Origin of the sequence: Paenibacillus sp. FSL R10-2199, from assembly GCF_038000235.1 — a bacterium.
GTDB classification, from domain to species: domain Bacteria; phylum Bacillota; class Bacilli; order Paenibacillales; family Paenibacillaceae; genus Paenibacillus_AQ; species Paenibacillus_AQ phytohabitans.
The window spans coordinates 3,358,704-3,370,515 of the sequence record NZ_JBBOBO010000001.1 but is presented as its reverse complement, the minus strand read 5'-3'; the positions used below and the strand labels follow the sequence as shown (position 1 = coordinate 3,370,515).

General features: G+C 41.6%; 15 protein-coding genes and 1 pseudogene. 5 read left to right on the top strand and 11 right to left on the bottom strand.

The annotated features are described in order from the left end of the window. Window positions 1-15 precede the first annotated feature (15 nt). From NYE33_RS14590 to NYE33_RS14580, 3 genes are all read right to left on the bottom strand, one after another. Window positions 16-459 (bottom strand): hypothetical protein, encoded by a 444-nt coding sequence (locus tag NYE33_RS14590; RefSeq protein WP_341066307.1) that lies wholly within the window; start codon window positions 457-459, stop codon window positions 16-18. Between the two features lie 21 nt (window positions 460-480). Further along, the gene (locus NYE33_RS14585) at window positions 481-1,200 is read right to left on the bottom strand and encodes a metal-dependent hydrolase (RefSeq protein WP_341066305.1); all 720 of its coding nucleotides are present in this window, start codon (window positions 1,198-1,200) and stop codon (window positions 481-483) included. Window positions 1,201-1,290: 90 nt separating this feature from the next. Next, a complete protein-coding gene (locus NYE33_RS14580; protein WP_341066304.1) occupies window positions 1,291-2,271 on the bottom strand; it encodes a hypothetical protein in 981 nt (326 codons plus the stop codon). A gap of 393 nt (window positions 2,272-2,664) precedes the next feature. Between NYE33_RS14580 and NYE33_RS14575 the strand changes: the two genes are divergently transcribed. Beyond that, window positions 2,665-3,414 (top strand): hypothetical protein, encoded by a 750-nt coding sequence (locus NYE33_RS14575; RefSeq protein ID WP_341066302.1) that lies wholly within the window; start codon window positions 2,665-2,667, stop codon window positions 3,412-3,414. Between the two features lie 570 nt (window positions 3,415-3,984). Here the strand turns inward: NYE33_RS14575 and NYE33_RS14570 are convergent. Both NYE33_RS14570 and NYE33_RS14565 read right to left on the bottom strand, forming a co-directional pair. Further along, a complete protein-coding gene (locus NYE33_RS14570) occupies window positions 3,985-4,164 on the bottom strand; it encodes a DNA methyltransferase (RefSeq protein WP_341068672.1) in 180 nt (59 codons plus the stop codon). Window positions 4,165-4,169: 5 nt separating this feature from the next. Beyond that, window positions 4,170-4,580, bottom strand: coding sequence for a DNA methyltransferase (locus NYE33_RS14565; RefSeq protein WP_341068669.1), 411 nt, complete (start codon window positions 4,578-4,580; stop codon window positions 4,170-4,172). A 277-nt stretch (window positions 4,581-4,857) separates the two neighbouring features. Here NYE33_RS14565 and NYE33_RS14560 point away from each other — a divergent pair, with 277 nt between their 5' ends. Beyond that, window positions 4,858-5,427: a hypothetical protein gene (locus NYE33_RS14560; RefSeq protein ID WP_341066300.1), complete on the top strand. Its 570-nt coding sequence runs from the start codon at window positions 4,858-4,860 to the stop codon at window positions 5,425-5,427. 52 nt (window positions 5,428-5,479) lie between these two features. Next, complete coding sequence (locus tag NYE33_RS14555; RefSeq protein WP_341066299.1) at window positions 5,480-5,809, top strand: hypothetical protein; 330 nt, start codon at window positions 5,480-5,482, stop codon at window positions 5,807-5,809. A 54-nt stretch (window positions 5,810-5,863) separates the two neighbouring features. On the opposite strand, the gene NYE33_RS14550 is transcribed toward NYE33_RS14555, so the two are convergent. Together NYE33_RS14550 and NYE33_RS14540 are read right to left on the bottom strand one after the other, a co-directional pair. After that, entirely contained in the window at window positions 5,864-6,469 is a 606-nt protein-coding gene (locus tag NYE33_RS14550; RefSeq protein ID WP_341066298.1) for a recombinase family protein, read from the bottom strand. Window positions 6,470-7,132: 663 nt separating this feature from the next. Continuing rightward, the gene (locus tag NYE33_RS14540; RefSeq protein ID WP_341066296.1) at window positions 7,133-7,795 is read right to left on the bottom strand and encodes a nitroreductase family protein; all 663 of its coding nucleotides are present in this window, start codon (window positions 7,793-7,795) and stop codon (window positions 7,133-7,135) included. Between the two features lie 190 nt (window positions 7,796-7,985). Between NYE33_RS14540 and NYE33_RS14535 the strand changes: the two genes are divergently transcribed. Continuing rightward, window positions 7,986-8,576 (top strand): TetR/AcrR family transcriptional regulator, encoded by a 591-nt coding sequence (locus NYE33_RS14535; protein ID WP_076160308.1) that lies wholly within the window; start codon window positions 7,986-7,988, stop codon window positions 8,574-8,576. 1,074 nt (window positions 8,577-9,650) lie between these two features. After that, window positions 9,651-10,064, top strand: a complete 414-nt coding sequence (locus NYE33_RS14530) for a DUF3888 domain-containing protein (protein ID WP_341066294.1) — start codon at window positions 9,651-9,653, stop codon at window positions 10,062-10,064. Between the two features lie 355 nt (window positions 10,065-10,419). On the opposite strand, the gene NYE33_RS36515 is transcribed toward NYE33_RS14530, so the two are convergent. From NYE33_RS36515 to NYE33_RS14520, 4 genes and pseudogenes are all read right to left on the bottom strand, one after another. Next, on the bottom strand, window positions 10,420-10,548 hold the full coding sequence (locus NYE33_RS36515) for a DUF7678 domain-containing protein (RefSeq protein ID WP_445669811.1): 129 nt from the start codon (window positions 10,546-10,548) through the stop codon (window positions 10,420-10,422). A 74-nt stretch (window positions 10,549-10,622) separates the two neighbouring features. Beyond that, window positions 10,623-10,721, bottom strand: a pseudogene (locus NYE33_RS36510) (DUF7678 domain-containing protein); the annotation flags it as partial. After that, entirely contained in the window at window positions 10,721-10,930 is a 210-nt protein-coding gene (locus NYE33_RS14525; RefSeq protein WP_341066292.1) for a hypothetical protein, read from the bottom strand. The pseudogene NYE33_RS36510 and the gene NYE33_RS14525, both read right to left, overlap by 1 nt. 54 nt (window positions 10,931-10,984) lie before the next feature. Next, window positions 10,985-11,650, bottom strand: a complete 666-nt coding sequence (locus NYE33_RS14520) for a hypothetical protein (protein WP_341066290.1) — start codon at window positions 11,648-11,650, stop codon at window positions 10,985-10,987. Window positions 11,651-11,812: the final 162 nt, after the last annotated feature.

Sequence of the window (11,812 nt, the reverse complement as noted above, 5' to 3'; positions counted from 1 at the left end):
TTGTCCATCTTTGCATTAGCCCCTTAATTTACGAATATCCGGCTGAATCCACAAGGCTGATTTTCCACCTCCAAGATCCTGTGTGGATGTCCAGTTATAGATATTTTCCAGGAAGCTGAAGAAGGCTCCACTGATGAACAGGAACACGATAAATACAATGAGGCCTGCTTCAATCCAGAACCATTTATCCTTGATGGTGCCTTTCCCGGTACTGATTTTGACCAGCTTGATGATCACCCGGACGACCACAAACACCAGCGTGGCTATCGTCAGTAAAGAGATCACGAGTCCAATCGGGGTAAATACAAAATCCAGGCCGTCTAGCACCTTCCAATTAAACTTCATCTTCTCCTTGATCTTTGTGATTGGATTGTTATCGTCTGCATACGCCAGCATGGGCAACATGAACATACTAAACAGGACCATCATAATGAGGGTCCCGGTCTTTTTGATTTTCATTTTTTCTCTTCCCTTCCGTTATCAATAGAATATCATCAGCCAAAGTGCGATACTGCAGAGCCAGCAGCTTCTTGCAATCCACCGCTCGCCAGCCCCGCCATTTCGCAGCAGATTCAGCGCCACCTTCAGCCGTGGGAGAAGAACGGAACGAATGCCTTCCACTGTCACGACATCCCCCGCCAAATGCGACCACCACCCGGCCAGCAAGCCTAAGCCGAGCGCCTGGAGCAAAACCGGCTGTGTCGCGGTAAAAGAGACTACGCCAAGGCTCAAGGCACCGGCAAACTCTGGACTATGAATGATCCCGCGATGCTTGACGAAAGGCATTACCAACAAAGCAACGCCAGCAAGCAGCGTGAGCCAATGCAGGTTGTACATCTCATATCCAGTGATAAGCAGTAGTCCGAGTCCACTTAATAGGAGCATGCGTAGTCGAGAGGCTAAGGCAAGGATCAGGGCTGCTGCTGCCCATAGCCAGGACATCGGCTGCTGCAGGACAAACCACAATATTCCCATCCCTAGCGATAGAATGGACAATGCCTTCAGTTTCTTTCGCGTCCTTGCAGAGAACTGGAGCTTATTACTAACGGTGCTGGTCTTATGGTCCAGATCCGGCAGCAGCCCGCCGATGCCCGCAGCGGCAATCAATACGGCAGCAGGTAGTATGGACAGGGCTGGCGTAACATAGAGCACTGCCGAGCCTGCAAGTATGGCTAGTCCTATATGTCCTTGTCGATTCATTTCAATTTCACCTCCTTTCCGAACAGCACAAAATACCGCTTCAACGCTTGAAGCAGTTCAGGTCTTGCAATGATTGAGTTGAACTTTCCGTTAGAAAAACCGGCCAAGTCCCCGCTTTTTCTGTTTTTGTAAAATCGGAGATAAGAGGCCTTCCAGTAATTCATCTGTATCCGCCTGGGGATGAAACGGATCTGGATGATTTGGAACTGCAAAAACGGGCCTGCCGCTTAAGCATCCCGCCACCATCTCCCGATTCGGTTCGTTCGCCAGTGGCAAAGCAATCCGCCAGTATTCCTGCGGCACTCGGCTATGCTCCCGGCAGAAGGAGATCAGCTCCTTTACCCGCCATTCACTGCCGGAACCGACCAGGACAGGTACGCTGGCTTGTACAAATAGGTCAGCCTGCTTGCTGCCCTGTAAACTCCCTAAGTCCAGCACCGTATAACGGTAGTCGCTCATCAGCGATCCAATCCAATACTCGGATACCTCTGCCTTGTATAGAGACACATTATTCAATTCATAACGAGGATGATTCGAGAAATCGCCTTCCTTGATGTACTCCAGGAAAGAGAAACACGGATGATTCCCGCCTTCCCACACCGCTACTTTGGTCTTTGCATACCGAGCTAAATAGTGGGCAATGAGAAGCGCTGTATGCGTGCTGCCAGCCCCTTCATACACACTGCCTACAGCGATAACGATCCGTTCCCCTGTTCGACTGAAGTTCATTTCAGGCAATGCGATCTGTTGAGGATTTGTCTCCACCAGATGATGGACTTCTAGTAGCTTCTCTTGCCAGCTATCGTTCGACCATACGTCCGAAGCGCCCAGTGCGGTCCAGCTTCGTATTGCTGTCGATGAGAGGCTGGTTGCCTCACTAATCACGACAAACTTTACGGGGATCTCCTCCGCTAACGGTAAGAGGCTACGAGCCTCTTCCTCATGGATCAGGACGTATTCCGGCATCAGGATCAAGGAGCTTTCCTTAACTTCCTCAAACGTACCGCATACATGAAACTTAAAATGGGGATCACTGATTTCTGGCTTTACGCCTACAAGTACAATATGCAATGATGTCCTACCTCCTCTGAGCAATATGTCTACTATATGATCATAGCTCATGGAGGCAAGCCGAACGTTCGAAGAATGTTCTGAAAAAGTATGGGTAATTTCCCTCTCACGGCACAAATAAATTTATGATGGTTAGATGTTCAACCAAAACTCTATCTATGTCGATACTTTTCGTCCCCTGGACATTTTGTGAACTTGAAAGTCATTTATTCTTGTCCAACATAATTGTTATCATAAAGGTAATAAAAAACTTTTATTTACAATATAAGGAATTAAGTTTATGCTAAGACAAGGAAATTTATTACATTTATAGAATCGAGGCGAATCAATTATTTTATAAAGGGAATACGGTTCAGTACAATTATATATTTAAAAATCGAGGAGGATATTCTAATGATTAAAAAAATGTTAAGCTTTGTAACTTTATTCACTCTAATAATTTCTATCAATACAGCTACTATTTTTGCAGCTGAAGATTCTTCTAAAGAGCAGAGCACTAGCTCGATTCAAGAAATTAGTGCTCTTGAATCAACAAGCGAAACTAGCCAATTATTCACCGATTATCTCACGAATGCGCTTGAAAATTTAAGTAATCTCCAAGTAATTGATGCGAACGGGGCGGATGTTACACAAACCTTTATTGACTTTGCTACCGACCGTTATCAAAAAGGAGAATATAATCAAATAAAAAAATTCATTTTCGAGCAAAAATTATCTGTTTCTTATGCAGAATATCATCAAGCAAATGAAGCTAAAGGTTTAGCATTATCGGTAACGGCTATGGGTGATAATGTTTCAAAGCAGTTTTATCATATTGCTTCTGATACTACGGGAAAATGGACAAAAGAATGGGTCACAACTCTTTCCGGTCAATTTTCATATGGAAATACCTTTCAAATAATTTCGATTCAAGGCCCAACCATTAATTTATATGCGAATTTCGGAGCAGCATTCGCTGCATCCCTTAATAATGTTAATACTCATAGCTACTATTCTGGCTACACAGCAACGTTTGTTGCAAGTTACCAAATGAAAGCAGGTCTTAGCATTCCTTTTCCTGGAGGCACTAATGGTATCGAAACATTCGATTTTGGAAGTTATACAGATTCATTTAACGCATACCCATCAGCAATGCAAAATTAGCTCCTGTATGCTAAAATAATATAATTAGTATTTTAGCTTTTAAGTCTTAAGGAGTGGATACATTGATTTCTTTCTCCAATAAGAACGTAAAAATGACCAGTGGATATATCATTTTAATGACAATTGTTTATTATACTTATGTACTCTTGGAAAGACATCGATTAAATAAATCATTCTATCTATCGGCAAAGAACGATATCACTCCCGAAGAGTTCGCTTCCATTAAACAGCTTGGAACGTGGATATCGACATTTGAAATTATTTTTTTCGTTAGTTTCCTTATTACTTTTACGGTTATTTATATTCACAATCGAAAAAACACAAAAATATTAATGCATTTTTTATTGTTCAACACTGTTCTATTTATAGGCATTGCTCTTATGAACTATATCATTTCTCTCGTCAGTTCCATGCCTATCGGCAACCTTATGCAACCTCTTATCTGGCCAACATTAGTAATAATTGTGCTTTTTATCTATGTTTTATTATTACGAGTAAAGAAATAATCATATGAATTCAAAAAAACCTAGAGGACTTCCAGACTTGGGAATCCTTCTAGGTTTTTTCATTTTATGTACGTTCCCCCCTCAGTCTTTCCTTAGAAACAGCATGCCCCCCCCCCGGATCAACTTCAAAAGCATCCCACCGGCGATTCAGGGTTTCTGCAGCATCCGGTACCACTCCGCTCCCTGCAAAGAAATCAACAATATACTCCCCCTCCACACTACTGTTCTCAATGATTCGCTTCATCATATCTATCGGCTTCTCTGTAGGATGTATAGTTTGATTCCCTGGAATGCGTGGATCTGCCATATATCTGTTTGACTCCGTGTACGTATTCGTCGAACGTTCTTCGTACCTTTCACTGCCATAATAATAAATTCATGCTGGTATCGATATTGCCAACCCATCTCCATATTCTTCTTGTCCCAAACAATACAGTTCTTGATCGTAAATCCGGTAATCTTAAGCCAGCGAACCATGTCCGGGTATGTGCGCCAGTCGATAAAGATATATACAAGGCATCCTGGTTTTAAGATTCGATAAGCTTGCTTTAGCCAAGCACGACAAAATCTGCGGTAGTCTAAAAAAGGCAGGTTGTCATTGGGAAAAATCTGAAAACTGAAAACGAGGTTTCTTATTCTTAGTTTGAGTTGTTCCTCCAAATTCAAATTATACGGTGGGTCAGAAATTACTAAATCTACAGTTTCATCGGCAATTGCTTTTTGAGCACCTTCTACATAGCTATCCTAATATACATTGATAAATTGTAGCTACGCACCAAGGGAACAAAGATTCCCTTATTATATTGATTTATAAAAACATATTAGTAAATTAACTGGGACAAACGTCCTATTTATACCAATATATTTGAAATTTTATATAATATATGTCACAATGTTTCCATAACAAGGAATAAAATAAATTATTTGGAGGTATGGCATGAAAAGAACAAAATATTTACTTTCACTAATTTTGACATTGGTGCTCATCTTCTCCTCATTCGGACTGTTGGCTGCGGCAGAACCAAACGAACAAACAGGAACACATTTTGAAATATTGAATCCTAGTTCCGATATACAAAATAACGAAAGTAATTCTCTGCCTTTACAATATTTCAATACCAATGATATAAAATCTTGTGGTGCAAGTACCTGGGGAAACCTTGGACTTACAAATTTTATATCACAGTATTCTTTTAATAAGGTTTTAGCTTGGGGATTGACACTTACCCCAGCAGGAATAGCTGCTTTTGGACCAATTGTCAAGGTCAAAGCAGCAAATGGTAGTGTTACTACAGCTTCTGGACTTACACATTTCTTAAACGGAGCAAATATTTATCCCGAACATACAGAACCTTCCAACTATATGTTTCACGGGAGTATATCGACTTACCGAAACAATTTCGGGGGAAATTCATACCTTGAATCAGGTGACAGTGTAGGTATTACTTTTCAGATTGATAGCGATAGAGCTAGAGGGCTAGTATCAGTTTCATGCTTGGTTCCATAAAACTAAAATCATAATTCTTATATACTTTTTTATTTAGCAAGGAGGATTTAATTTGAGCGATGGTAACACAGATGATAACTCTTTTCATTTCATCGAAGAAGAAAATAAAAGGGCAAGCAAAAAAAACATTCGTTGGTTTAAAGAAATGATTAATTTTGATACATTACGTGAAGCAGAAGAATGGGTTTACAATGGCGGTCCTTATAATAAAATAGGGATTGAATTTGAAGGCTATATTACTGGTGATCCCAAACTAGCATACGCGTTACTTTTCAAGCTTATACGAGGAAAAACACTAAATCACAATCAACCCTTTCTTAATATTTTTGCTGATGAGGAGTATGTAGATGGACAAATCTTATATATGGTTTGGGTAAGCTAATTTAATGTTTTCATGTAGAGGCTATATGAGTATAATATAGCCTCTACATGTTGTTTATAAAGTGTTCTCATATTCTTTCACTCTACGATAAAATGTAGGCTTCTTCATGCCGATCCTTCTCATCGCTTCCGTTGCAGTAAACTCACCGGATTTCCACGTCTCATATACTTCAATGAATGTGTTGTCAATCTCACGTTTGGGTCGGCCAAAAGTAACCCCTTCCGTCCGGGCTACCTCTATGCCTTCTGCCTGCCTTGAACGGTTCTTCTTCCGTTCCTGTTCAGCCACGTATGCCAGGAGGCTAAGAAACTGATCCTCCATAACCTTTCCGAAGTCTCCCATTGTCTTAAACTTTCGGGAATCGAACAGTATTTCGTTATCCAGGCATACGATGTCCGCGCCGATCTCTCGCGTGATATACTTCCACTCCGCAATGATACCGTCATAATCCCGGCCTAGCCGGTCTAGGGCATCCACATAAACCAGATCCCCTTCCCGCAGCATGAGCCGCATCGCCTGGTAACGTGGACGATCAAAATCTTTACCACTCTGCTTATCCACAAAAACAAACCGCTCTTCAATCCCTAATTCCCGGAACTTCAAAAGCTGCCGCTCTACATTTTGCTCCTTTGTAGAAACTCTCCCGTATGCGATCTTCAATGAGACCCCTCCTAGTAGAAAAAACGTCTCAAATGATCCCTTGAATCACTGAGACGTTCCAAAACTGATTTTATGGCTTTTTGAAACGAACTATTGACCAGTCATTCGGCTGTCTCAAAAAGCATGCTTTTTGGAACATACAAGAATGGGTGGTGCTCACTATCATTTCAAAATCAAAATTCTACTTTTTTATTGTAATGATCAGTCATTAACTCTGGAGCCTTTAATATTCACTTAACGACTTTTGTCACATATTACCACTCCCTTTTTAGGTAAATAATAATCAAAACCCCTTATTTACCCTTTACAACAGTAAAGTATGCCGATTAGTGTAGTGACTTGCTTTGCTGAATCAGCTGCTTGCACCGCGAGTGCTCCTACTTCTCTGGTTACGACAGCAAAGTATTTGCCGTGCTAGCCTGCCCGTGCAGCCTCAATTGAAAGCATTCAAAGCCAATAATAAAGCTGTTGCTAAGGCGTTATCGGCGATATGGCCGATTTGTGGTCATAAACCTGTTAAGTAGACAGAACAAAAAAGACACATTTCAAGTTATTGTCGCCAAATCGAATCTAGCACCATCCTGCTAATATCTGATGCGTAGAACCTGTAAAAGACCTTAGCTCGCCGTTGTTTATACGGACGCCAAGGTCTTTTACATTTATTTATTCCTTAGGCATTTCGTTAAAGAAAGCCACATCATCGACTGCCAGCCTCACCGTCGGATGACCGGGCTTCGCCGCCTTGCCGATGGCGATCAGCATAATCGGAACGTAGCGTTCTGATATTCGGAAAGCTTCCATGAACTTTTGTTTGTCGTAACCGCCCATCGACACCGTGTCGTAGCCTTTAGCGCGGGCGACAAGCATGAGTTGCATCGATACTAACCCGCCGTCGGTATAAACTTTTTCGTGGATGGCCTCGGGCGGCATGCTCGAATACATCCCGATATAGCGTTCCACGAACGATTTAGCCGTTTCTTCAGGCATGTAACCCGCTTCGACAGCCATTCCGTAAATTTTCTCGGCCAATGTATAACACTCCAAATCTCCGAGTACCGCAACGACAGCCGAAGCCTCGACCACTTGCTGTTGATTGAATGCAATCGGAAGCAGCTTCTGCTTCAGCTCCGGCGAGTCGATAACGAGAAAACGCCACGGCTGCAGGTTAGCGGCTGAAGGAGCCAGCGTGGCTTGCCGCAACATGTCGGTCAATTCCTCCCGCGAAATCTTGATCTCGGGATCATAGCTACGAACCGACCGGCGTTCTCCAATAACATCAAAAAAAAGTTGGTGCTCCATCGTTAGTGATGGCTGTGAAACCGACATGGTTCTCTCCTCCTTTTGGAAAAGCAGCATTCTGCTTTTTGTTTCAATACAACATTAGTAGTTTGAACAACACTTGTTGCATTTATATGTTATAATACCAACCGAATGGTACGCAATCATCAATAACCATAAACCGTTGGATAGACAACATCATTTCTATAATGTCGTTTTATTAGGGGAGATCTTAACGATGACAATTAAAAAGAATGAAGCTGATCCTCGTGTGATACGTACACGGCGACTCCTTCAAGACGCTTTTGCTTCATTAATTCAAGAAAAAGACTTTGAATCGATAACCGTTAGGGATATTGCAGAGCGGGCTACTGTTAACAGATCGACTTTTTATGCGCACTTTGTAGATAAATTCGAAATTCTTGAGGCCAAACTAATGGAATCATTTATGACAATCATAAATCGTAGAATAAATGGTCACGAAGTATTAAATGAAGAAACAATTCAGAGTATTTTTCTGGGTGTGTGTGATTTTCACAAGGGTCTAAGCACAATGTGCAAAAGAAGGTATACATCGCTTGGATCTGTATTCGAAATTCAAATAAAGGAAAAAATTCAAACGATACTTCTTTCCTTTATAGACAAAGACAAGATGCTATCGAGTCCAAACGCGCACTTCTTAATAAATACAGCTTCTATCATGTTAAGTTGGGGGATGTATGGTTCTGCTTACGTCTGGAACAATGAGGGGCATCCATTAAGTGCGGAATCATTCGTTAAACAGACTATGCCCTTAATGATGAACGGAGCCAAAGAACTACTGGGATAGGACCTGTCGCTATTGCTCTATCCTGCCCGTTCAGATGAAACCATGCCTGTTGCGCCTGAAGAAAGCATACGTTGGATTGTATAGTAGCCCATCTTGGAAGAAGGTTTCACTAATACATGGCTCGGAATTGCAAGAGCGACCTACTACCGCTGGAAAGCAGCTGCGGGGAAAGAACAGACAGACAGTGGTGAAGAAGATTCGGGAGCTTTGCCTCCAGCATAGATTCCGGTGTGGGTACCGAAAATAAATATCTTCAATTCATATCTCTGGTTTAGGAGTAGCTGGAAGGTGTGTTCCATTTTCACCTAATAAGGGATGGCCTTGCCCCATTCTTCTAATTTCATAAACGGTGTCCCAGGCATAGAGGCTAACAGTCAGTTAAGAGCCTCGGTAGCAATTAATAAACTCTTTTTCTTTTTCATTCCCTCCAATTTTGTGTTGATATCTCAATTTTTTACCAAATCCCTTATATGGATATATATGGTAATATAATAACATTACAATATAAACCTATTAATGACAACTATGCCGATGCTGGAGTGTTCAGACAACTTAAAGCGCTATGTGATCAGTCGGGAATGACAATCGAATTAGCTGCAAACGTAATTGTAACAAGGAATCAGAGGGCGCACGAATCTGCAGTTGGATATTCCTCTTGTTTGGACTTAAAATTCGTAAAGCGAACATTTCGTTTTGCCTCCTTTCTTTGCTGAACAGTTTACGTCTAATATTCATTACGTCCAGCTGATCCTCTCCAAGGCTTTTAATATCATTGCTGTTATGTTTTTGTGCGAATTCAACGCGCTTTCTGGCTTCATCAATAGAAATTTCTAAGATTTAAGACACTATGCGAACCGAGCGCTATAAAACTATCTATCCCGTCCGTATAATAAATTTTACCCATGCAATTTCGCTTCCTTTGAATTCATTTTCATTATGAGCCACCTTCGCTTTTCGCATCGTACTGAGCAACTCTCACTATGAGTCTCGATGAAAAGGCTTCATTAAGTTAACGGGCAGGCTAGTTTAGATGTCGTATGGGCATATTATTTAAAAAACTGAGGGGCGATCTCCATGCGACGCGATGTATTGACATGTGCTTTGAGCATAATTTGTTTTTTGGCAACAATTCAAACAGCTTACGCTAAAACGAATGCAGACCCATATAGGGTCATACTCACTTTGTTAACACCCGAAATACAAGAACAACTAGATATTTATTACAAGGATAAACTGATTGAAAAACCTACGTTTGCTCCATTTCTTGATCCATTGAATGTATTGGTTGGATATCAAGATTCCCATATCATCGTCAATGTAACAGTATCACCTTATATCGGTCCACATCTTGATGTTGGAACTGACCTTATTTCCTTCATGATTGACAATATGGGGACGGTAGAAGTAATTGAGTTTGAGCATCTTAAGGATTTTGAGTTGCCCCCCAATTGGAAGCACATAATTAAGAATTGGAAAGGTGTGGGCTGAACTGACGGAAAAAGTTTAACAACATAGCGGCAGTCTATGACTTTGTTTTCTCGTTCAGAGCTGCCGCGATAGGCTGAGTTTTCTCACCGTTCCCTCCCTACTGCGAAGTTCGCATCAACCATTCATCACACCCGGTCTTATCGAAACATCTGTTTATAATTTTAGGAATCGAAACTCCCCGTTTCCCGATCAACAGCGACCAGACCGATATCCGTATGAAAACATGGCATCCATCATTCGAATGTGCATAATAGACTTCTTTATAATCTGCTTCCATTAATACACGACACAGAATCATTTGTTCAAACAGCCCCAACTGCATAATTCCCTCCTAATCAGTTCGACTTTTCCCAATCTAACTCAAAGCCTCAAACTGCCAATCCACCGCTTGATCATCAAATTGCCGAACTGCTGCTTCGATAACTGCACGAGTCGTGCTATCTTCCGGGGGCTTACCATCCCAGCCTCGGTCATAGTTGGCCAGACGTTTACTGAACTCTTTTTTTGATTCGGATACAAGGTCAACTGACTGATTCGACCTTCGGATATGCCATACGAGGATGGCTCTGAGAATACATGTGCTTGTACATAGAGACCTTGCACCTCTCCTTCAAAGATGTCCCCTGCGTACAGGGGACATTTGTACTCCAGTGGCATTAGTGTTTATCTCCCTTTTTGGCATATAACTCATACTCATCAGTCATGGCGGTATCTTCCAATATATTTCCGTTAAACAGGGCTTCTAATGCTGTTTCAGAGGCATGCCCTTTTATCAAAAGATGGACATACGTCCATTTGAGATAAGCATCTTCATTTACAAATCTGAGCATTTGCGCTGCATTGAATACGGGATAATCAGATTCCATACGATTCATCCTTTCTGTCCTGTAGTTGAAATCTATTAGAGTCCTGAACGGTCTCTAGATAATCCGCAGGGACTGGGCTAGTAGAATAAGAGCAGTTTTCTTCACCTGATAATACTTTGCTCGGTACCAATTGAATTTGTTCATGAGGTACTCGTCTAACTCTTCTTCCCGGCAAAAATACTTCGCTTCAATCAGCATAAGTTGATCAGGATCAAGGCTACGCAAGGCTTTTTCCATGGGATATAACTGATCCTCAACCTCCCATATTTCATCTTGGATTCTCTCAATTCTATCAAACATATTCATGACTGCATGCTCGGTAGAAGAGTGCGGAAGTCCAGAATGGCCGCTGACTCCGGATAGTTCCATTTCAGCTGTAAATTTAGGCTCCTGCGGTTTAACTTTCTGAAGCTCTGCGTTTAGCCAATGTTTTCGCTTATTCGACTGATAATATTGTTTCAATCGATACTCTACTATGGATACGTATTGCTGCCGAATGGCTACGGGTATATTCATTTCAATTTGTTCTACTTCATCTTCGCGATGATGGACTGATGATTTATCCGTTTTCTTCAAATGTTCTTTAATGATCATTAGTTCATGCTGCACGGCAGGCGAAGAAGTACTCTTTCTAGATTTCTCCAGTTTTTGATACCGAGTAAATAACCAATCCACGGGCACCATCGAAATGTTAAGCTCTGTAACTTGAACGTTCTTCATTCCTCCACCCTCTCCTCTCGGTAAGCTCTCTGTCTTTTCTAACTCGAAATTCCAAGATCCTTGTTTAAATTCCTTGTTACAGACCAAGCATTGGAATGCATACTCACCTAATTCATAGCAGTTATTTCCGCAGTGAAGGCAAATCAATTGCCATCTCTCCCC

Coding starts and splice junctions, on each gene's coding strand:
- NYE33_RS14590 (WP_341066307.1), bottom strand. CDS start 459: ATGAAAATCAAAAAGACCGGGACCCTCATTATGATGGTCCTGTTTAGT.
- NYE33_RS14585 (WP_341066305.1), bottom strand. CDS start 1,200: ATGAATCGACAAGGACATATAGGACTAGCCATACTTGCAGGCTCGGCA.
- NYE33_RS14575 (WP_341066302.1), top strand. CDS start 2,665: ATGATTAAAAAAATGTTAAGCTTTGTAACTTTATTCACTCTAATAATT.
- NYE33_RS14570 (WP_341068672.1), bottom strand. CDS start 4,164: ATGAAGCGAATCATTGAGAACAGTAGTGTGGAGGGGGAGTATATTGTT.
- NYE33_RS14560 (WP_341066300.1), top strand. CDS start 4,858: ATGAAAAGAACAAAATATTTACTTTCACTAATTTTGACATTGGTGCTC.
- NYE33_RS14540 (WP_341066296.1), bottom strand. CDS start 7,795: ATGTCGGTTTCACAGCCATCACTAACGATGGAGCACCAACTTTTTTTT.
- NYE33_RS14535 (WP_076160308.1), top strand. CDS start 7,986: ATGACAATTAAAAAGAATGAAGCTGATCCTCGTGTGATACGTACACGG.
- NYE33_RS14530 (WP_341066294.1), top strand. CDS start 9,651: ATGCGACGCGATGTATTGACATGTGCTTTGAGCATAATTTGTTTTTTG.
- NYE33_RS14525 (WP_341066292.1), bottom strand. CDS start 10,930: ATGGAATCTGATTATCCCGTATTCAATGCAGCGCAAATGCTCAGATTT.
- NYE33_RS14520 (WP_341066290.1), bottom strand. CDS start 11,650: ATGAAGAACGTTCAAGTTACAGAGCTTAACATTTCGATGGTGCCCGTG.